21 protein-coding genes are annotated in these 19,584 nt (G+C 36.6%); 15 read left to right on the forward strand and 6 right to left on the reverse strand.

Going from position 1 to position 19,584, the window contains the following annotated elements:
* Positions 1 to 69 precede the first annotated feature (69 nt).
* Positions 70 to 1,062, reverse strand: coding sequence for an SDR family oxidoreductase (locus tag PZ898_RS03705; RefSeq protein WP_277694827.1), 993 nt, complete (start codon positions 1,060 to 1,062; stop codon positions 70 to 72).
* 33 nt (positions 1,063 to 1,095) lie between these two features.
* Positions 1,096 to 2,367 carry an NAD(P)/FAD-dependent oxidoreductase gene (locus tag PZ898_RS03710; protein ID WP_277694828.1) on the reverse strand — a complete coding sequence of 424 codons (1,272 nt, stop codon included), beginning with the start codon at positions 2,365 to 2,367 and terminating at the stop codon, positions 1,096 to 1,098.
* Positions 2,368 to 2,592: 225 nt separating this feature from the next.
* Here PZ898_RS03710 and PZ898_RS03715 point away from each other — a divergent pair, with 225 nt between their 5' ends.
* From PZ898_RS03715 to PZ898_RS03750, 8 genes are all read left to right on the forward strand, one after another.
* Positions 2,593 to 3,585, forward strand: coding sequence for an aldo/keto reductase (locus PZ898_RS03715; RefSeq protein ID WP_277694829.1), 993 nt, complete (start codon positions 2,593 to 2,595; stop codon positions 3,583 to 3,585).
* 73 nt (positions 3,586 to 3,658) lie between these two features.
* Positions 3,659 to 4,333, forward strand: coding sequence for a response regulator transcription factor (locus PZ898_RS03720; protein ID WP_062669504.1), 675 nt, complete (start codon positions 3,659 to 3,661; stop codon positions 4,331 to 4,333).
* Between the two features lie 38 nt (positions 4,334 to 4,371).
* On the forward strand, positions 4,372 to 4,731 hold the full coding sequence (locus tag PZ898_RS03725) for a four helix bundle protein (RefSeq protein WP_174525188.1): 360 nt from the start codon (positions 4,372 to 4,374) through the stop codon (positions 4,729 to 4,731).
* 62 nt (positions 4,732 to 4,793) lie between these two features.
* Positions 4,794 to 6,044 carry a HAMP domain-containing sensor histidine kinase gene (locus PZ898_RS03730; RefSeq protein WP_277694830.1) on the forward strand — a complete coding sequence of 417 codons (1,251 nt, stop codon included), beginning with the start codon at positions 4,794 to 4,796 and terminating at the stop codon, positions 6,042 to 6,044.
* Between the two features lie 97 nt (positions 6,045 to 6,141).
* The gene (locus tag PZ898_RS03735; protein WP_277694831.1) at positions 6,142 to 6,897 is read left to right on the forward strand and encodes a hypothetical protein; all 756 of its coding nucleotides are present in this window, start codon (positions 6,142 to 6,144) and stop codon (positions 6,895 to 6,897) included.
* A 51-nt stretch (positions 6,898 to 6,948) separates the two neighbouring features.
* Entirely contained in the window at positions 6,949 to 9,369 is a 2,421-nt protein-coding gene (locus PZ898_RS03740; RefSeq protein ID WP_277694832.1) for a TonB-dependent receptor, read from the forward strand.
* A 33-nt stretch (positions 9,370 to 9,402) separates the two neighbouring features.
* The gene (locus tag PZ898_RS03745) at positions 9,403 to 9,957 is read left to right on the forward strand and encodes a hypothetical protein (RefSeq protein ID WP_277694833.1); all 555 of its coding nucleotides are present in this window, start codon (positions 9,403 to 9,405) and stop codon (positions 9,955 to 9,957) included.
* Between the two features lie 35 nt (positions 9,958 to 9,992).
* Complete coding sequence (locus PZ898_RS03750; RefSeq protein WP_277694834.1) at positions 9,993 to 10,199, forward strand: hypothetical protein; 207 nt, start codon at positions 9,993 to 9,995, stop codon at positions 10,197 to 10,199.
* A gap of 59 nt (positions 10,200 to 10,258) precedes the next feature.
* On the opposite strand, the gene PZ898_RS03755 is transcribed toward PZ898_RS03750, so the two are convergent.
* Together PZ898_RS03755 and PZ898_RS03760 are read right to left on the reverse strand one after the other, a co-directional pair.
* Positions 10,259 to 11,062: an SDR family oxidoreductase gene (locus tag PZ898_RS03755; protein WP_123279762.1), complete on the reverse strand. Its 804-nt coding sequence runs from the start codon at positions 11,060 to 11,062 to the stop codon at positions 10,259 to 10,261.
* 18 nt (positions 11,063 to 11,080) lie between these two features.
* Positions 11,081 to 12,739: an FAD-binding dehydrogenase gene (locus PZ898_RS03760; RefSeq protein ID WP_062669490.1), complete on the reverse strand. Its 1,659-nt coding sequence runs from the start codon at positions 12,737 to 12,739 to the stop codon at positions 11,081 to 11,083.
* Between the two features lie 150 nt (positions 12,740 to 12,889).
* Between PZ898_RS03760 and PZ898_RS03765 the strand changes: the two genes are divergently transcribed.
* The 5 genes from PZ898_RS03765 to PZ898_RS03785 all read left to right on the forward strand — a co-directional run bounded on the left by PZ898_RS03765 (position 12,890) and on the right by PZ898_RS03785 (position 16,476).
* On the forward strand, positions 12,890 to 13,318 hold the full coding sequence (locus tag PZ898_RS03765) for a rhodanese-like domain-containing protein (protein WP_123279763.1): 429 nt from the start codon (positions 12,890 to 12,892) through the stop codon (positions 13,316 to 13,318).
* Position 13,319: 1 nt separating this feature from the next.
* Positions 13,320 to 13,823, forward strand: a complete 504-nt coding sequence (locus tag PZ898_RS03770; protein ID WP_228436646.1) for a TlpA disulfide reductase family protein — start codon at positions 13,320 to 13,322, stop codon at positions 13,821 to 13,823.
* A gap of 353 nt (positions 13,824 to 14,176) precedes the next feature.
* Entirely contained in the window at positions 14,177 to 14,572 is a 396-nt protein-coding gene (locus PZ898_RS03775) for a DoxX family protein (protein WP_277694835.1), read from the forward strand.
* A 184-nt stretch (positions 14,573 to 14,756) separates the two neighbouring features.
* Positions 14,757 to 15,794 (forward strand): histidine kinase, encoded by a 1,038-nt coding sequence (locus PZ898_RS03780; RefSeq protein ID WP_277694836.1) that lies wholly within the window; start codon positions 14,757 to 14,759, stop codon positions 15,792 to 15,794.
* Positions 15,775 to 16,476, forward strand: a complete 702-nt coding sequence (locus tag PZ898_RS03785) for a LytTR family DNA-binding domain-containing protein (protein WP_277694837.1) — start codon at positions 15,775 to 15,777, stop codon at positions 16,474 to 16,476. Before PZ898_RS03780 ends, PZ898_RS03785 begins: the two co-directional genes overlap by 20 nt.
* 132 nt (positions 16,477 to 16,608) lie before the next feature.
* Here the strand turns inward: PZ898_RS03785 and PZ898_RS03790 are convergent, their stop codons facing one another.
* Positions 16,609 to 16,926 (reverse strand): multidrug efflux SMR transporter, encoded by a 318-nt coding sequence (locus tag PZ898_RS03790; protein WP_062669479.1) that lies wholly within the window; start codon positions 16,924 to 16,926, stop codon positions 16,609 to 16,611.
* A gap of 231 nt (positions 16,927 to 17,157) precedes the next feature.
* Here PZ898_RS03790 and mug point away from each other — a divergent pair, with 231 nt between their 5' ends.
* On the forward strand, positions 17,158 to 17,661 hold the full coding sequence (gene mug / locus PZ898_RS03795) for a G/U mismatch-specific DNA glycosylase (RefSeq protein ID WP_062669477.1): 504 nt from the start codon (positions 17,158 to 17,160) through the stop codon (positions 17,659 to 17,661).
* 3 nt (positions 17,662 to 17,664) lie between these two features.
* Here the strand turns inward: mug and PZ898_RS03800 are convergent, their stop codons facing one another.
* Entirely contained in the window at positions 17,665 to 18,270 is a 606-nt protein-coding gene (locus tag PZ898_RS03800) for a DNA-3-methyladenine glycosylase (protein WP_120231156.1), read from the reverse strand.
* Positions 18,271 to 18,655: 385 nt separating this feature from the next.
* Here PZ898_RS03800 and PZ898_RS03805 point away from each other — a divergent pair, with 385 nt between their 5' ends.
* Positions 18,656 to 19,579, forward strand: coding sequence for a hypothetical protein (locus tag PZ898_RS03805; RefSeq protein ID WP_277694838.1), 924 nt, complete (start codon positions 18,656 to 18,658; stop codon positions 19,577 to 19,579).
* Positions 19,580 to 19,584 lie beyond the last annotated feature (5 nt).

The raw sequence follows: 19,584 nt of genomic DNA on the forward strand, positions 1-19,584 counted from the left end.
ATATATCACAAAAAATATAGTAAAGAGACTTTTTCAAAATATATCAATGAAAGTTTATTTCTATCAATCTTATCTTATTTCTTTAGATTTCCCGGAAAAAATGAACCCAACAGCCAGTGCTCCAAGGATTGCTGCACCTGCCAGAATTAATGGTTTCTTAGGAATAGAAAATAGCGTTTTCCCGTCAATTCTCATACTTCCTGTAGAAGGGTTCTGTACATTTCCTCCGGTATTTTCATCTTTATTGGCTTTTCTCATTAACATTCTCACCCCAGTGGAAGATGCATAACGAATTATTCCAGGAAACAATTCATACAAATTTTTAAAAACTACTGCTGACCAGTCGGGATAAGAAGCTTCAATTGGATTTTTGGCTGTTTTTACAATTGAAGCTGCCAGTTTACGAGGATCAAACGCAGGAGGAGGTGTGCTGAGTTTTATCCCTGAATAATTGGCAGCATGTTCTATTCCTGATGATTTCTGAAAACCGGGATAAAGCGCACAGATATGTATATCAGGAAAGTCTGAAACTTCACCCTGCAAAGTTTCTACCATTCCGCGCAAACCAAATTTCGAGGCTGTATATGCTGTTCCATAAGGTGCCGGCATCCATCCGCCAATAGAAATATTATTCAGTAAGACTCCTTTTTTCTGTTTTTTGAAAACAGGAAGCACTGCATGTGCCGAATGCATATATCCCAAAAGGTTTGTTTTAACAATCTGATCACTGACATCAACTGGAATTTCCTCAAATTTACCAAATGCCAACACTCCCGCATTATTGACCCAATAATCAATTTTTCCGGTGAATTCAAGGGTTTCCTTGACAAGGTTCTGAACATCTTCTGCAACAGAAGTATCTGTAGGAACAGCAAGCACTGTTGCTCCCAGTTTTCTGCATAATTCTGCAGTCTCTGTAAGCGCTTTTTCTCCTCTTGCTGCCAGCACAAGATCAGCTCCCTGTTCTGCAAATGCCTCTGCCGTAGCCTTACCAATTCCGCTTGAAGCACCTGTGATAACGACTGTTTCTCCAAAAAATGGTGGTCTTCTTTGATTTTTCATAATATGATGGATTTAAGTGTTCTTATTTTTTTATCATGATCCGTTTTCTGTATTTCTTTTTGGAAAAAGTATAAGCCTGATGGATGGGTTATTGGTAATAAATAACCTGAACCAGTCCATCGCAAGTTGAAGTTTATTTTTAAACCCTACCAGCGGAATGATGTGGATGAAAAGCCAGGTAAGCCATGCTATAAAACCGTTAAAGGAATTTTTCGGAAGATCTACTACCGCATTGTATTTAGAAATAATGGCCATACTGCCTTTGTCATTATACCTGAATTGCTCCAGCACTTTTCCATCTTCTATCCGTTTAAAATTGGCAGCGAGGTTTTTACTTTGCTGAATGGCGACCTGAGCAAGTTGAGGATGTCCTTTAGGATATTTTTCTTCGGAAATCATCAGACAAATATCTCCCAACGCATAAATATTGGTAGTTCCGGTTACTTTATTATAGTCGTCCACCAGTATTCTTCTGCCTTTTCCAATGGTTTCTTCCGGTAATCCTGGGATTTCTTTTCCAATAACTCCTGAAGTCCAGATCAGGGTTTCCGTTTCAATAGAATTTCCGTCGCTCAGAATGACTTTACAGTCTTTATAATCTTTTACAGATACATTCAAAAGGATTTTCACGCCTAATTCTTTCAGTTTCTCATAGGCCGTTTTCTGGGCCAGCTGGCTCATAGGCGAAAGTAAAGTAGGTAAAGCATCAATAAGGTAAAGATTGGAAAGTCCCAGTTTGATTTCCGGATATTCTTTCTGGGCAATATATTTTCCCATTTCCGCCAACATTCCTGCGAGTTCTACTCCAGTTGGTCCTCCTCCTGCAATAACAATATTCTGAAGTTTTTCGGCTTCTTTAATATTTTTATTTCTGGCCGCTTCTTCCAGAGTCAGCAGAATATGATTCCTCAAATAGAGTGCTTCTTCTATATTTTTCATCGGAAGAGCACACTTTTTTACATTTTCCATTCCGAAAAAATTAGACTCTGTGCCCAATGCCAGTACCAGATAATCATAGCTGAGATTTCCGGTATCTGTTTCTATTGTCTTATTTTCCGGATGTACTCTGATCAGGCTTCCCATGTGAAATTTCACATTTTTATTATTTGAAAACAGTTTTCTGAAAGGATAGCTGATATTGGAAGCTTCTATAAACGAAGTAGCTACCTGATAGATAAGCGGCGGAAAAAAATGATAATTGTTTTTATCAACCAGCGTTATTCTGAACCTTTTATCATTCTGAAGAGACTTGATAAGATTAATACCCGCAAATCCTCCTCCTACGATTAGAATGTGCTTTTTCATAGTATGTGATTATTTGAAATGGTGTACTGAATTTCATTCAATAACAAGACCAAAAGAACGACAAAACAAATATTTAACATAATCTATAAATTGCCAAAACAGCCTTAATATCAGCTCTCATTAAGAATTTCAGGTTTCAACAGGTATTTTCTTTTTAACGTTTCATTCAGTGCCAGCACGATGTTTGTACTTTACTGATCATCCAACACTTTAAATATTTCATATATGAAATCACACATTTTAACCGAAAAGCACCAACTGGGAATAGGGGGTGTAGCAATAGGAACAGCTTTTGAAAATATTACAGATGAACAGGCTCATGAAATACTGCAGGCAGCCTGGGATATCGGAATCCGGTATTATGATACTTCTCCATGGTACGGATTGACCAAAAGTGAACGGAGATTTGGAAATTTCCTTAAAGATAAAGACAGGGATGACTTTATTTTCTCAACCAAAGTAGGAAGGCTTTTTCATCAGGTTCCTGAATCTGATGTTCCTCCAACCATGTGGAAAAAACCTCTTGATTACGACTTCTTGCATGATTATACAGCCGACGCCGTACAGAAATCTATTGAAGACAGCCTTCAAAGAACCGGATTGAGTCATATTGATATTGTTTATGTCCATGACCTTTCTGAAGATCAGGTAGGAGATCGTTATCCTTATTTTCTGAAGCAGGCGAGAAACGGTGCTTTTAAGATACTTTCTGAGCTTCGTGATCAAGGAGTAATAAAAGCCTGGGGAATGGGTGTTAATAAGATAGAACCTATTTTAGACTGTATCGAATCTGCTGATCCGGATATCTGTCTTTCGGCCACACAATATTCTATTCTTGAACATGAAGATGCTGTGGACCGCCTTCTTCCGACTGTTAAAAATGTTGGGGTAAAATTGGTTTCGGGAGCAGGGTACAATTCAGGCTATATAGCAGGAAGAGAACGTTATAATTATAAAGATGTAATTCCAAAAGGAATGTATGAAAAGCGGAAAAAAATGAGTTCTCTTGCTGAAAAATACAATATAAGCCTTATTGATGCCGCCCTTCATTTTGTACTGGCAGCCGACGAATTTGCTTCTATTATTCCTGGAGCCAGCCGGCCTGAGCAGGTGAAAGACAATCTGCAGGCTCTTAACACTACTATTCCTTCTGAATTCTGGAAAGAATTGAAAAATGAAGGACTGATCTATGAGAAGGCGCAGATTCCGGAGAGATAACATATTTTCATTTTTTATTCTTTAAATGATTTAAATTCAAAATTTCTTCTAAATTTAATGATAGTTTTATCGCATGAAAATTCTTATCATTGAAGACGAAGCAGCACTTGCTCAAAGTATTTCAGAATATATGTCCGGAGAAAATTACCTCTGTGAATCTGCAAGCACATTTGGTGAAGCTATGAGCAAAATAGAAACATTCGACTATGACTGTATTTTACTGGACATTATGCTGCCGGACGGAAATGGACTTGTCATTTTGGAAGAATTAAAAAAGCAACAGAAACAGGACGGAGTAATTATTATTTCCGCTAAAAATGCCCTTGATGATAAAATTGAAGGACTAAAACTGGGCGCTGACGATTATCTTACTAAGCCATTTCATCTTTCTGAACTTATGGCCAGAGTATATTCTATTATCCGTCGAAAACAGTTCAGTAGTTCCAATGTGGTAAAACAAAATGAGCTTCAAATCGATTTATGGGCCAAAACTGTGGCAGTGAATGATGAAGTGATTTCTCTGACAAAGAAAGAATTTGATCTTTTAATTTATTTTATTGGTAACAAAAATAAAGTCATCTCCAAAAGTACCCTTGCGGAACATCTTTCCGGGGATTTCGCAGATATGCTGGACAATCATGATTTTGTTTATGCTCATGTAAAAAATCTTAAGAAAAAGCTCTATGATGCAGGATGCGGGCATTATCTTAAAACGGTGTATGGAACGGGGTATAAGTGGGAAAGCTAGAGTAATTATGAATGATGAGTTATAAATGATGAATTATTATGAGTGAAAAGAAAAATGTGCTGAAAGATAAAAGTTTTGGTTTTGCTATAAGGATTATTAATCTTTATAAATATCTTACAGCCACTAAGAATGAATATGTTCTGAGTAAACAGCTCTTAAGAAGCGGAACAGCAGTAGGAGCCTTAGTAAGAGAATCACAAAATGCTGAAAGTAAAGCAGATTTTATTCATAAACTGGCTGTTGCTCAAAAAGAATGTGATGAATCTATTTACTGGATTGAGCTTTTGTTTCAGACAGATTATTTATCATCCACAGAATATGAAAGCATCAATAATGAAGCTACAGAAATATTAAAAATAATCCGAAGCATCATCATTACAACAAAAAATAAATCATAACTCATAATTTATAATTCATCATTATTGTGAAGCCTCTACTCACCAAAACTACCAAACCCTTTTTGATCTACGTACTTATTGTACTGATGATCAGTATCCCTGTCTATTATTTTGTGGTGGATACGATCTGGAAAAATGAGCTGGATGAGCATAATCAGATTATTGTAGAGAAAACGGCTTATGAATTCAATCAGTTACAACTTTCTGAAGAAGCATTGAACAAAAGCCTTGAATTATGGAATCATATTCAGCCCGAAACCAGTATTGAAAGAATTTCTCCCAGTCAGGTAAAACAGGACAGTATTTATACTTACGAAAAGCATCTGCCTTTTATTTCGGAACAGAAAAAAGAGCGTTACAGATGTCTTAAAAAAGTAATTTATATTCATGGCAAACCTTATCTTTTTACTATACAAACCAATATTGAGGAATCTCATGAAACCATAGCCGTTATTGCCCTAATTACCATCTTTTTTTTCGTAGTGATTGTTCTTGGACTTTTATATCTTAACAGAAAACTTTCATCGTCTGTCTGGAAGCCGTTCAGAAGTACACTGGATCAGCTGAAAACTTTCAATCTTAACAGCCAGAGTACGATAGAATTTCCAGCTTCTGATACTGCTGAATTTGAAGAACTCAATCAGTCTCTTTACAAACTCATAGAACGAAATGTTTCTACTTACAAAACCCAGAAAGAATTCACCGAAAATGCTTCCCATGAACTGCAGACTCCACTAGCTATTATTAAAAACAAACTGGACATTTTGCTTCAGGATCAAAACCTTACTGAAAAGCAATACCGCATTGCAGAAGATATGAACAGGGCGCTTACAAGAAGTTCCCGTATCAATAAAAACCTTTTGCTGCTTGCTAAAATTGATAATAACCAGTTCGACAGCTCGGAAATTATTTCGCTGGATCTTTTGCTTCACCAAAGCATTGATATTCTCAGAGAACATTTTGAGCAAAAAAATATTTCAGTTACAGAACACATCACAAATGAGGTACAGGTAAGAGGAAACAATATTCTGGCAGAAATATTAATCAACAATCTTTTAATCAATGCCATTCGTCATACAGCTGTAGGAGGCAGCATTTCCGTACAGCTTACCCATTCTGTTTTTGAGGTTTCCAATTCAGGGACTGAGAAACTGAATACAGATTTCTTATTCAAAAGATTTTCAAAACTTTCAACAGATAATAGCGGAAGCGGGCTAGGCTTATCTATCATTCAGGAAATCTGCAGGTTTCATAAGAGGTCTGTTAATTACAGGTTTGAAAATCAACACCATATTTTCTCTGTTAAATTATAGTTAAAAAAATCCCGGTTTCCCATAATTCTAAATTTCTTCTAAATCGGTTTGCACCTTTGTATTGAAAACATACTGAGGTATAAATTGTATTTAGAAAATGAAAACTGTAAACAAAGTTGCATCCGTAACCCTTCTATTCTGGCTCATGAAAATTGTTGCCACCACATTAGGAGAGACTTTAGGAGATTTTATTTCTATGACGCTTCATCTGGGCTACGTAGCAGGTAGTCTGATTACCTTGGTGTTCTTTGTCATCATTTTATCCGTGCAGCTTGGTGTGAAAAAATATATACCAGCCGTCTATTGGATGGTGATTATAGGAACAACCACTTTAGGAACGGAAATCTCTGACTGCATCGACAGAACTCTGAAAACCGGCTATCTGACTGGTAGTTTAATTCTACTTTCCGGGCTCTTGCTTTCTTTGTTTTTATGGTACAAAAAATATGGAAATCTTGAGGTTTATCCCATTTTTGAAAAGAATAAAGAACTGTATTACTGGACTGCCATTTTATTTTCCAACAGCCTGGGAACTGCTTTCGGAGATTTTCTGAGTGATAATTTAGGACTGGGATATATGACCGGAGCTTTGATTACAGGACTCATTATTTTAATAGTCGTATTGATTCATTATTTCGCGAAGATCAATCATGTGTTGCTGTTCTGGATTGCTTTTGTTTTTACCAGACCATTTGGTGCTACTTTCGGAGATCTTTTAACCAAACCTTTAGCGAAGGGAGGACTGGATATGGGAACTCTCAATGCATCTCTCATATCTCTTGCTCTGATGGTATTGATGATCATCATTTCACAAAGAAAACACAGCCGGGAATTACCCCTTCAAAACGAATAATCCAACACCTGTTATAATAAAAAATATTTTAAAGAAAATAAAACTAGAAGAATGAATAAGACAGCCCTGTTATTTTTTCCAACCTGTATGATGGTTTCTTCTCTTGTTTCTGCCCAGACCGCTTCTGTAACCGCTTCAGGAAGGATCACAGGTATCGACAAAACGGCATTACCCTATGCTCATATTATTTTAAAGAAAGAAAAAGACAGCACTTTTACAGCCGGAACAATTACCAATGAAGAAGGAAGATTTTCTCTTACCGGAATAAAACCAGATCATTATCTTCTGGAAACCTCACTCACAGGATATCATACGCAAGTACAGCCCGTTTTTATAGGAAGTCTTTCTGAGTTTCTGGAAATTCCTGCCATTGAGCTAGTTCCGCAACAGGAAACAGAAAACAAAATAGAGGCGATTGCCATTACAGCTTCCAAAAAGAATGAAATAGACAGCCGTCTGGATAAGAAAACCTATTCTGTAGCAGATAACATCAGCCAAAGTGGTGGTTCTGTATTACAAAGCATGCAGAATCTTCCGGGAATTACGGTTCAGGACGGTAAAGTACAATTGAGAGGAAACGATAAAGTAACCGTTCTGATTGATGGCAAACAGACAGCTCTCACCGGTTTTGGAAGCCAGACCGGATTGGATAATATTCCTGCTTCTGCGATTGATAAAATTGAAATTATCAACAATCCTTCCTCGAAATACGATGCGAATGGAAATGCCGGAATCATCAATATTATCATGAAAAAAAATAAACAGAACGGATGGAACGGAAAAGCAGGATTCACCACAGGTTTAGGCTCACTTTGGGTGAGAAAGGAAAATCTTCCCACTATAAGACCACAATATACTCTTACGCCTAAAATTAATCCATCACTGTCTGTGAATTACAGAAAAAACAAGGTCAATATATTCTTACAGGCAGATAATCTTTATACAGAAACCCTTAACAAGAATGAATTTGTAACCCGTACTTATGATGACGGAACAATTATTAATTCCCAGCTGAAAAGAAACAGAAACACCAATTTCTTCACCACTAAGGCCGGAATAGACTGGAATATTGATTCTCAAAATACCTTAACCATTTCAGGAATGTACGGAAGTGAAAAAATTATCGACAGAGGAGATCAGCCATTTTTCAATGGAGATAAGTCTCAACGCCTGCGTCTGTGGCAGTTTTTGGAGGATGAGCTGAAAACAACCGTGATGGGAACAGCCTCTTATCAGCATAAATTCAAAGAAGCCGGACATGTGTTGAACGTGGGATTCAACTATACGTTCCATAGAGAGGATGAAAAATATTTCTATGATAATTATCTGCCGTCTTCTACAGGAACTGATGCGTTTAAACTATTATCAGATGAACAGGTATACGATTTCAATATAGATTATGTAAAACCATTGAAATATGGGCGAATAGAAACAGGAATTAAGTTGAGAAACAGAAGCATTCCTACCAATATGAATTTTATTCCGGGAACCAATTCTGTTCTGGATGTTTCTGCGGGTGGAAAGGCTGATTATAAAGAATTTATTCCTGCCGTCTATGGAAATTATATTTTTGAAAATGAAAAATGGGAAGCAGAATTGGGACTTAGATTAGAATATGTGAAAATTCAGTATGATGTAAATCCTAATCATCCTACCTATAAAAGTGACGGATACAACTACACCCAACCATTCCCGAATTTCAGGCTGGCATATAAGCTTGATGACCGTAATAAGTTCTCTGTTTTCTACAACCGAAGGGTAGACCGCCCCAATGAAGTGGATATCAGGATTTTTCCGAAATATGATGATGCAGAGATTATTAAGGTTGGTAATCCGGCGTTACGTCCACAGTTTACGAACTCTATTGAACTTGGATATAAGCACAATTGGAATAGCGGATATTTATATTCTGCATTATACCACCGTTTTGTCAACGGAACGATCACCAGGATTTCCAGTATTGTTCCGGGCAGCACCCTTATTTATGCCATCTTTCAAAATGCAGGAAAGAGCTATAATACAGGGTTTGAAACAATTTGGAACCAAAAAGTATCGGATGTTTATTCCCTGAATGTCAACGGAAATATATACCGTAATCAGATTAATGCATTTACTGTACAAAATCTGTATCCCCAGCCTAATACATTCTCCGCAGACCAGCAAACCGCTATCTCGGGGAATGTTAAGATGAACAATGTTTTTCACTGCTCAAAAGGGTTAGATATGCAGTTTACGTTGGTGTATCTGGCTCCGGATATTATTCCTCAGGGAAGAATACAATCAAGATTCTCAGTGGATGCAGGCGTGAAAAAAGCCATTCAGAAAGGGAAAGGGGAACTCTTTTTAAATGCTTCAGATCTGCTTAATACAATGGTGATCAAGAAGTCTGTACAAGGCAACGGATTTGCTTATACCAGCAATGATTACTACGAAACCCAGGTGGTTCGTTTGGGATACAGCTATAAATTTTAACAAAGAATCGGATAATTTTAAATGGAATTTAAAATGAAAAAACAGTTTCAAAAAACGCTGGTTTACGTAATGATTTTGAGCTCAGTGGTAAGCCGGATCAATGCTCAGAACACCAATGACACGATACGTGTTCAACAATATGTAGACGATAGCATTGGCACAAAAGAAGTTCAAAAAAACACACTTAACTATAAAAGCCTGATCATTCCTGGCGCATTTATTACCTACGGAGTAGCAGGTCTTTCCATCAAGAATCTGAAGCAGCTTAATCTATCCACAAAGGTTGAAATCAACGAACATCAGCCTAAACAGATACAACTGGATAATTATACCCAATATGCTCCGGCAGTAATGGTATATGGACTTAATGCAATCGGGATAAAAGGAAAACATAATCTGAGAGACCGAACCATTATTTACGCTTCGTCACAACTGATTGCGGCTGCCTTTACTATGCCTTTAAAGTATCTGGTCAAAGAGGAAAGACCGGACGGTTCTAATACGTTGTCTTTTCCTTCAGGGCATGCTGCCACGGCATTTTCTTCAGCACAATTTATGTTCCGGGAATATAAAGACACCAATTTCTAGGATATCCATTTGCAATTTTCACCGGAGTTTACAGAATGCTGAATGATAAACATTGGCTGGGAGATGTCATAGCAGGAGCCGGATTTGGAATTCTTTCTACAGAACTGGCATATTGGCTGTTTCCAAAAATTGATAATTTATTACGAGGAAAAAATAAAGTTAAGACTTCGCTTTCATCCACCATGGTAATGCCATTTTATCAGAATAAAATAGTGGGTATAGGCCTGGTAAAGACCTTTTAAAACACATTCTTCATTATATTTATTAAAAGCATCATTTCTTCTTGAATGATGCTTTTTCTTTACACCACCTTAGCTTTACGGATTATTTTCGCTAATAAGGCTGGAAAAAATCGTTTCAGGTAAACAGCCATCACTTCTTTACCGCCTATCGCTTGTTGTCTTTTCTGTTTCTCTATGGCATAAAGCATTTTTTTCGCGAAGATGTCTACAGGCATGCCATTCTTCGTAGCATCATCCATCGTGCCCTGTAATGAACCGTCCCCGGTAACAGCATTAATAGAAATATCAGTCTGAATAAAACCCGGACAGATCACCGTAATCTTAATATTCTGGCTGAATAATTCTGCCCTCAAGGCATCAAAAAATCCATGTAAAGCATGTTTTGCACCGGCATATCCGCTTCGCATAGGAGCACCGAAAATTCCCATTAGACTTGATACAACGGCAATCTGTCCTCCTTTATTTCGGATCATATAAGGCAAAACAGCCTTTGTAAGAGCTACTGTTCCTATATAATCAATATCGATAAGCTGTTTATCTACTTCAATATCGGTTTCCATGGCTAACGACCTCTGTGACATTCCGGCATTATTGATCAGAATATCAATCTTTCCAAATTTTTCTTTTGCTTTTGCTGCAATGGAAGGCATTTCTTTATAATTTTTAAGATCTAAAGGGATGACCGCATATCTGTCTCTGCTCAAACAAGATTTCTCAGCAACGGAATGAAGCTGTTCTTCTTTTCTGGAAGAAAGAATAATTTTTGCATTGCTGTTCCTGCAAAGCTCTTTCACTAAAGCTTCTCCAATGCCTGATGATGCACCTGTAATCCAAATGACTTTATGATTAAAATAATTACTCATATTCATTAGTATTTAATTTTAAAGTCGGGCAATATATTGTCCGGCTTTCATTCCTGAAAAGATGCAGCCTCCCAAAAATGTTCCTTCCAGAGCTCTGTAGCCGTGCATTCCGCCACCGCCAAAGCCCGCAGCTTCTCCTGCAGCATACAATCCTTCAATGATGCTTTCATCCTCTCTCAATACCTGACCATTCAGATTGGTTTTTATTCCGCCCAACGTTTTTCTGGTTAAAATATTAAGACGTACTGCAATCAAAGGTCCGTTTTCCGGATCTAAAATTTTGTGTGGTGCCGCTACACGTCCCAGTTTATCTCCTAAATAATTTCGGGTGTTCCGGATATAATTTATCTGGGTGTCTTTTGAAAATTTATTGTTGAGTTCGCGGTCTCTGGCTTCAATCTGTGATTTTATCTTTTCATATTTCAACAGGTTATTTCCTGCCAGTTGATTCATTCTTTTAACCAGATCTTCCAGATTATCTGAAACAATAAAGTCTTTACCGTGTTCTTTAAAAGCTTCTACAGGTGCGGGTGCCTTTTTCCCAAAAATCCTTTTCAGAAAAAGAGCATAATCTTTATTGGTGATATCCGGATTCTGCTCCGAACCTGAAAGGGCAAATTCTTTTTTGATAATTTTCTGTGTAAGGATAAACCATGAATAAGAAAACCCTGTTTTCTGGATATACTGTAAAGTCCCCAGCGTATCAAATCCCGGAAGAAAAGGAGCGGGGAGACGTTCACCTTTAGCATCAAACCATAGCGATGATGGCCCCGGCAATATGCGGATTCCGTGGTTGGGCCAGATTGGATTCCAGTTTTGTAAGCCTTCCGTGTAGTGCCACATTCTGTCCGGATTGATGATATGAGCACCTGCATTTTCTGCAATGCCTATGATTTTACCATCCACATAGGCCGGAACACCACAAACCATGTTTTCAGGTGCCTTGCCCAATCTTTCCGGCCAGTTTTTTCTTACCAGGTCATGATTGGCACCAATTCCTCCGGAAGCAATAATAATATTTGGAGCTGAATATTCAAATGTGGAGATAACGTTTCTGTTGGTTGCAGCACCTCTTTCCAGGGTATCATTTTCCAGAATATCTCCTTTAAGACCTTTTATTTTATCATTTTCTGTAATAATTTCAGTTACGCGATGTCTGAATTTCATCTGAAGCAGACCTTTTTCCTGAGCTTTGTAAGCTTTTTCAACAAAAGGTTTTATCACGCCAGTTCCTGTTCCCCAACTCACATGAAAACGGGGTACGGAATTTCCATGACCCGTTGCCGATCCATCACCACGTTCTGCCCAGCCAACCATAAACATCAGCCTGATTCCCAGTTTGGAAATATAATCGTACTTTTCACCGGCAGCAAATTTCAGATAAGCTTCAGCCCACTGGCGGGGCCAGTAATCTTCGGGACGGTCAAAACCAGCGGTACCTTTCCAGTCCTGCAGTGCCAGCTCATAAGAATCTTTAATTCCCATTCTTCTTTGCTGGGGAGAATTAATCAAAAATAATCCTCCAAATGACCAGAATGCCTGTCCGCCGATATTCTGCTCTGTTTCCTGATCCAGAAGCAATACTTTTTTTCCGGCATTGGTAATTTCCATCGCCGCGGTAAGCCCTGCCAGTCCGGTTCCGATAATAATTGCATCGGGCTGGAATTTTTCTTCCATTGTTAAGCGTGTTTTGATTCAACAATATGTTAGATAAATGTATAAAATTATTCGGAATCGGATTTAATATTAAAAATTTAAATAAACCTGCTTTGAGTAATCAGCCCTGAACTCTGAACTTTTCAACTTATCTTTGTGAAAAATAGAAGAATGAAGTATTTGTTTATCATTGCCTGCCTGGTTTGTTCAATATTCAGTCAGGCACAGCAAAAACAGGATCCATGGAAAGACAGCCAGCTGATGGATCCGGCATTACTGGCTTCCAGAATTGAAAATCAAAAAACAAAAGATCTGGTCATCATTTCGGTAGGACCTGAAGCTATTGTGAAAGGTTCTGTAGACATCGGACCGACTCATGAACCTGAAAATCTGGAAAAACTGAGAAATTATCTTAAAAATATTCCTAAGAACAGAGAAATTGTGATCTATTGCGGTTGCTGTCCTTTTGTAAAATGTCCTAATATCCGTCCTGCATTTGCATTGTTAATGGAATTGGGCTTCACAAATGCAAAGCTTTTAAATCTTCCGAAAAACATCAAAACAGATTGGCTGGATAAAAATTATCCTACAAATGATTAATATGAAGAACTCTTTAACAATATTATTTTTCATACTGTTTTCAGGATATATTTCTGCCCAGAACACCATAGAAGTAGGGAAGAAAGCTCCTGAAATAACAATGACAAAGGCAGATGGAACTTCATTTTCTCTTTCAGCATTAAAAGGAAAACTGGTTCTGATCGACTTCTGGGCAACATGGTGTGCTCCATGTGTAGAGGAACAACCTCAGTTGAAAACAATGTACAATACCTACTCCGAACAGATAAAAAATAATCAGTTTGAAATAGTAGGTGTTTCTTTGGATAAGAATAAAGAAAGCTGGCAGAAAGCCATTGACAGATTTCAGATTACGTGGATACAGATCAGTGATTTAAAATTCTGGAAAAGCCCTGTAGCAAAGCTTTATGAAATCGAAGAACTGCCTTTTAATGTCATTATTGACGGGCAGGGAACTATTGTAGCTAAAAACCTTCATGGTAAAGAACTTGAAGATTTCATTAAGAAAAGCCTGACACAGAATTAAGAAAGTTTTTTTCCGGATATAAGACAAAGAGTGGTAAGTTATTTTACCACTCTTTTTTAATTGAAAAAGATAGAAGTATTTGTGTATTAGAATCTTGCCTTAATCATTTAAAATATCTGTAAAGATATAGTAATGATCATGAGGGAACTCATCATTGTATCTGGACGTAAATATAATAAAATCTACCAATTAAATCACTTTATATTGAAATATGTGTAAAATTTAATATCTCATTAAAATAGCGTTCAATAATAAAGGTTATTATTACTACGAAACAAAACTTTTATACTGATTTCAAAGTTGTTGATATACAAAATATTGAATCCTTGTTTTTGTATTCTAATTTTGTTTCTGTGAAAAAGAGTTTCTACCTTCGTTTTGCGCTTTCAGTGATCTTACTGATGCATAGTGTGATTTCCATTTTCAGTGGGGATGTGAATGATTTTGGACAGATATACCTGAATGGATTAGGTTTCAATCCTGTAGGAATTTATATAGCATGGATAGTAAAACTGATTCATCTTTTATCAGTACCATTAATCTGGATTGATAGATACATAAAACCAATAGCTGTTTGTAATATTCTGATTTTCATTTTGGGAATCTATTATGTCCATTGGCAAAATGGATGGTTTGTGGTAGGTGGAGGAACGAATGGTATTGAATTCAATGTATTACTGATCTTCTGCTTTTTGAATCTTATGTACCCCAATGTTTCTTTGCATTTTATGAGTAAAAAGAAGAGTTAGACCTTCATAAATCATCTGTTTTTCCTCCAACATTATTACCGCTCATAATCAAAACTGATAGTTTATAGATGGTTACGTCCATTTGATAGACTTATTTTTTATATTTGGGAGAACAAATAGTACTTTGTACTTTTAAATCATAATAAGCTTGAAATCAGACAGTCAATCCAAATGGCGGATTCATTTGTTTTTTTGGATATTGTATTATATTCTGGAGGTTTACCTTGACTTTTATTGGTCCAGATATCAGTTTCCGGATTTCAAATGGCAGATAAGACTTCAGAATACATTTATGCTGGAGCTCGGATATCTTTTTGTGAAAATTCCATTAGCGTATGCTTTGCTGTATGTATATGAAAAGGTGGATCTTAAACTTATTTTTAAATATATTTTCTGTATTTTCATTGTAACAGCATCTGTTTTGGGTCACCGGTTTTTAACCCATTATATCATATATCCGTATATCTATGGCGTTACAGAGACATTGAACGGAAAGCATACTTCAGGATTTATCAATGGCTATGTGGTTTTTAATTCTTTTATGGATCTGATTTTTATGATAGGCCTTATTTTTGGGGTTGAAATTACACGGCAAAAGAATGTACTTAAAGAACAGATCTCTCAATTAAAATCTGAAAAACTGGATCAGGAGCTTACCATGCTGAAGGCACAGATCAACCCTCATTTTCTTTTCAATACGCTTAATAACATTTACGGAATGGCTCTGAAAAAAGCAGATGAAACTCCAGATGTTATTCTTCAGCTTTCCAAAGTAATGCGGTATAATATTTATGAAGCTGCAGAAAAAACGATTTCTCTAACCAAGGATATTGAAAATATTAAAGATTTCATCCAGATTCAGAAGATTCGTTACCATCAGCTTACCGTGAGTTTTATAGAAGATATTGATAATCCTTTTCAGAAAATTTCACCTCTGATATTGATACAGTTTGTAGAAAACGCCTTTAAACATGGTGTTTCCGAAAGTCTGGGAGAAGCATTCATTACCGTAGATATCCGATTAAAAAACGGAATCCTTACTTATTTCATAGAAAACTCCAAGCAGAAACAGCCCCATGAGCATTCCACAAAAATAGGTCTGAAAAATATACGCAGGCAGCTAGAATTACTTTATCCCAACCATACGCTTTCTGTAGAAGATAAGAATAACCGTTATAGTGTAACTTTAACCATTGATTTCTATGATACAACCAGCCACTAAAAGATACAACTGTATTATTGTAGAAGATGAACCTATTGCTGCAGATATCCTGGAAAATTTCATTTCCAGAGATCCGGAACTGAATCTCGTAGGAAAATGTGCAGATGCAGTATATGCCAGCAGTCTTTTAAGTATTCATGATGTAGATTTAATGTTTCTTGATCTCCATCTTCCGGTAGTAAAAGGCTTTGATTTTCTCAGAAATGTAAAAAATCCTCCTTTTGTGATTGTTACAACTGCTTATCATCAGTATGCGGTAGAAGGCTATGAGCTTGATATTGCAGATTATCTGATGAAACCCATCCCTTATCAGCGTTTTTTGACTGCTATTGGAAAATTCAAGCATTTGATGGAAGCAGATGATGCTTTACTCGAAGTTTACGAACGTAATTTTATTTTCATGAACAGTGGTAAAAAGAAGGTTAAAATTATTCTCCAGGATATTTTTTATATTGAAAGTTTAAGAGAATACATTCATATTCATACAAAGACAGAGACTTTCACTTTTAAAATGCCAATTAGTAAAATGGAGGAAATTCTAAATCCCAAAATGTTTGCCCGCATTCATAAATCTTATATCATATCAAGATCAAAAATAGAAGTAAAATCTGCCAATATTATTCAGATCAATGGAAAACAACTTCCCGTGGGAAGAACTTATAAGCCATTGATAGAGCTTTAGGATTGAGAAGTGAAATCCTGTTCAAAACCACCCCGTCAAAGGGCGACCAATATAAATAGAGATAGTTTATGATTTGAATGTTGAATACTGCTTTGGCTTAAGATGTTTAATCATCCTAAGCCAATTTTTTGTTTAAAATAACTTAAGACCAATAATCCCTACAACAATCAGTAATGCAGACAATAACCTTAAGATACTGGCTGAATCCTGAAAAAAAAGAATACCCACCAATAAAGTTCCTACTGCACCAATTCCTGTCCAGACTGCATATGCCGTTCCTATAGGAATACTTTTTTGGGCATACCAAAGAAATCCACCACTGACAGTCATACATAGAATCGAAAAAATGATCCAGCTCCATTTATTATTTTCCGGCTGTTGGGATAGTTTAAGCCCTAATGGCCATCCGATTTCAAAAATCCCTGCGATAATTAATGCAATCCAGTTCATACTATTTCTGTTTTAATAATATTGAGAATGAAAATCTTTTAAAGAAAATTCATTTCTTTTACGGTACAAAATTATCATTACCAATTTATAATCAGCCCTACAAACTATGTGATCCGGTAAAAAACAGAGATAGAATGTATTTTACCGAAGATGAACCGTTTCATATGATATAATGGAATTGGATAACACAAATAGTGATACCTTTATACCTCGAAGTAACTTAATATCATTATGCTGACAGACATTATTTCAACGCATCTCAACATTATTTTTTGTGGAATTAATCCTGGCTTAAAATCATCCAATGATGGTCACCATTTTTCAGGAAGGAGTAATCGTTTTTGGAAAGTACTGCATCAGGCAGGGTTTACATCCTATGAAATAGAAGCGGTGAATGATACTTCTCTTCTTGATTTTGGATATGGACTAACCACAGCTGTGGCCAGAGCAACCTCTCGTGCAGATGAACTTTCAAAGGAGGAATTTGATGAATCTCTTGAAAGTTTTAAACTGAAAATAACAAAGTACCAGCCGAAATATATTGCTTTTCTCGGTAAAGCAGCTTACAAGGCATTTTCTAAGAAAAAAGAAATTCTTTGGGGAGAGCAGTCAGAAGATTTTTGTGGGGCAAAAGTCTGGGTTTTGCCCAATACAAGTGGGCTGAACCGGGGGTTCTCTCTTGACAGTCTGGTGATGTATTATAAAGAGTTTTATCATTCGGTTCATGAATCCTGATATTTATACTTTATTGGGTTTGCTCACATATTTATTTCCTTTCACAAAAAAACGCCAGGGTAAAAGCGCATCTTCCTGTGCATAGGCAACACCAATACGAGGACCTGCAATGATTTCAGACTGAGGATATGAAATCCCATGGTCTTCAATCCAGATCTCATGTCCATCCAGATCTTTTTTATTGAATGTCCGGTCAATTCCTAATGCTTTCGCTGCTGATCCCGGACCTGCAGAAATAGAAGGTTTAGAAGCAGACATATTCCTTCTGAGTTCCATAATTTCTTTTCCAATTAAAGGTTCTATAGCCCTCACAAGAACGGCATGAGGATCATCCTGCACTGAAGTCACCACATTGAAAAGATGATGAATCCCATAGCATAGATACACATAAGATACACCGCCATGACTGTATAATGTTTCTGTACGGTCTGTACGTCTGCCTCCATAGGCATGGGAAGCTTTATCCTTAACGCCAAAGTAGGCTTCTGTTTCTACAATAATTCCGGCTGTTGTTTCACCATTGATTTTGGTAAAAAGTACTTTTCCCAAAAGATCCTGAGCCAGAAAAAGAACATCTTGATTGGAGTAATAGGAGCGTGGTAGTTTCAAATCCGTGATATTAGAATTATCAATTCAAAAATAATGATAATTTATCTTAAATGAAATTCAGGAAGATGAGTTTATTTTAATAAATAATAAATATGTAAAGCGCAGTAATTTTTCAATACGCTTTTGTTTTTAATATTTATACTGTTAAAAGAAGAGTATTCATACGTAATATGTATGATAATAATTTTTAAAGCTCACGTTTTCAATATCTAAATAAAAGTAAACAAATCTATTTTGATGTAGCAATAAAATAATTAAATAACTGAAAATGAATCATTTAAATTTAAATGCGAAATTTGCGCTGTATACGTGATGTATGTATGTTGTATATATTTATTTGATATATTTTGATTTTTGATGCAGATTTGTCATCAAATAACACACGATGAAAAAAATATTATTACAGGCTTTTGTGCTTACTTTTGCATTAAGCCATTCCCAGGTAGGCATTAATCAGCCATCCCCATCTGCAGCACTGGATATTGTCTCAAAAGGCAATACCAATACTACAAAAGCATTAGAAATAAACAATTCCACAGGAACGGAAATGATGACAGTTCTTGATAATGGAAATGTGGGAATAAACGCACCTATCCCTACTGCAAAGCTGCATACCAAAGGAAGTATCCGCTACGAAAATCTTCCCCAATTAGCATCCGGTGTAACCCCTATTGCAGTAGATGCCAATGGATATGTAGGTACCTATGTACCTGCTGTACTTTATTCATACATTACTATCGATAACTCTCAGACTACTTCAGCATTTTCTCTTTACAATAATAGTATTTTCTATAGTCTACCTTTCCAGGCTACCGGTATTGACAGTAATTCACTAAATGTAACATTGGGGACTGATACATCTGCAACGCTAAACAGGATCTCCGGAGGAAGTAATCCGGCAACCAATGTAATTTACATTACCATTCCTGATCCTGGCGTGTACAAGCTAAATTTAAAGTATTATATAAATTGTACAGGTGCTATTTCCGGTAGTAGTGGAGGGAACAATTTTATAGGTGTAGCCAGCAGCATTTATCTGGCATCTGCAGGAAGTACTACTTATAACGAACAGACCAGTATACGCTCCAATCTATTTCCTCTACGTGACAGTACAGGTAATTTAAGCAGCCCAGGGCAATATGATTATCCCTCACAAAATAGCATATTTTCTATTATAGCAACTACAACAGCCAATCAGAAAGTTGCTTTATTTACTAACTGGGGAACAGGTGATCAGTTCAACACAAATGCATGTTCTCTTTCAGGGGCTGCTGATAAAAAAGTAACATTCATTATTTCTAAGTTATAACTGCA

The sequence above is a fragment of the Chryseobacterium sp. WX genome, from assembly GCF_029542485.1.
Classification (GTDB): domain Bacteria; phylum Bacteroidota; class Bacteroidia; order Flavobacteriales; family Weeksellaceae; genus Chryseobacterium; species Chryseobacterium cucumeris.

Bases quoted from the DNA above. Each gene is read 5' to 3' on its own strand.
- PZ898_RS03705 (WP_277694827.1), bottom strand. From the start codon at position 1,062: ATGAAAAATCAAAGAAGACCACCATTTTTTGGAGAAACAGTCGTTATC.
- PZ898_RS03710 (WP_277694828.1), bottom strand. From the start codon at position 2,367: ATGAAAAAGCACATTCTAATCGTAGGAGGAGGATTTGCGGGTATTAAT.
- PZ898_RS03715 (WP_277694829.1), top strand. From the start codon at position 2,593: ATGAAATCACACATTTTAACCGAAAAGCACCAACTGGGAATAGGGGGT.
- PZ898_RS03720 (WP_062669504.1), top strand. From the start codon at position 3,659: ATGAAAATTCTTATCATTGAAGACGAAGCAGCACTTGCTCAAAGTATT.
- PZ898_RS03725 (WP_174525188.1), top strand. From the start codon at position 4,372: ATGAGTGAAAAGAAAAATGTGCTGAAAGATAAAAGTTTTGGTTTTGCT.
- PZ898_RS03735 (WP_277694831.1), top strand. From the start codon at position 6,142: ATGAAAACTGTAAACAAAGTTGCATCCGTAACCCTTCTATTCTGGCTC.
- PZ898_RS03740 (WP_277694832.1), top strand. From the start codon at position 6,949: ATGAATAAGACAGCCCTGTTATTTTTTCCAACCTGTATGATGGTTTCT.
- PZ898_RS03745 (WP_277694833.1), top strand. From the start codon at position 9,403: ATGAAAAAACAGTTTCAAAAAACGCTGGTTTACGTAATGATTTTGAGC.
- PZ898_RS03750 (WP_277694834.1), top strand. From the start codon at position 9,993: ATGCTGAATGATAAACATTGGCTGGGAGATGTCATAGCAGGAGCCGGA.
- PZ898_RS03755 (WP_123279762.1), bottom strand. From the start codon at position 11,062: ATGAGTAATTATTTTAATCATAAAGTCATTTGGATTACAGGTGCATCA.
- PZ898_RS03760 (WP_062669490.1), bottom strand. From the start codon at position 12,739: ATGGAAGAAAAATTCCAGCCCGATGCAATTATTATCGGAACCGGACTG.
- PZ898_RS03765 (WP_123279763.1), top strand. From the start codon at position 12,890: ATGAAGTATTTGTTTATCATTGCCTGCCTGGTTTGTTCAATATTCAGT.
- PZ898_RS03770 (WP_228436646.1), top strand. From the start codon at position 13,320: ATGAAGAACTCTTTAACAATATTATTTTTCATACTGTTTTCAGGATAT.
- PZ898_RS03785 (WP_277694837.1), top strand. From the start codon at position 15,775: ATGATACAACCAGCCACTAAAAGATACAACTGTATTATTGTAGAAGAT.
- PZ898_RS03790 (WP_062669479.1), bottom strand. From the start codon at position 16,926: ATGAACTGGATTGCATTAATTATCGCAGGGATTTTTGAAATCGGATGG.
- mug (WP_062669477.1), top strand. From the start codon at position 17,158: ATGCTGACAGACATTATTTCAACGCATCTCAACATTATTTTTTGTGGA.
- PZ898_RS03805 (WP_277694838.1), top strand. From the start codon at position 18,656: ATGAAAAAAATATTATTACAGGCTTTTGTGCTTACTTTTGCATTAAGC.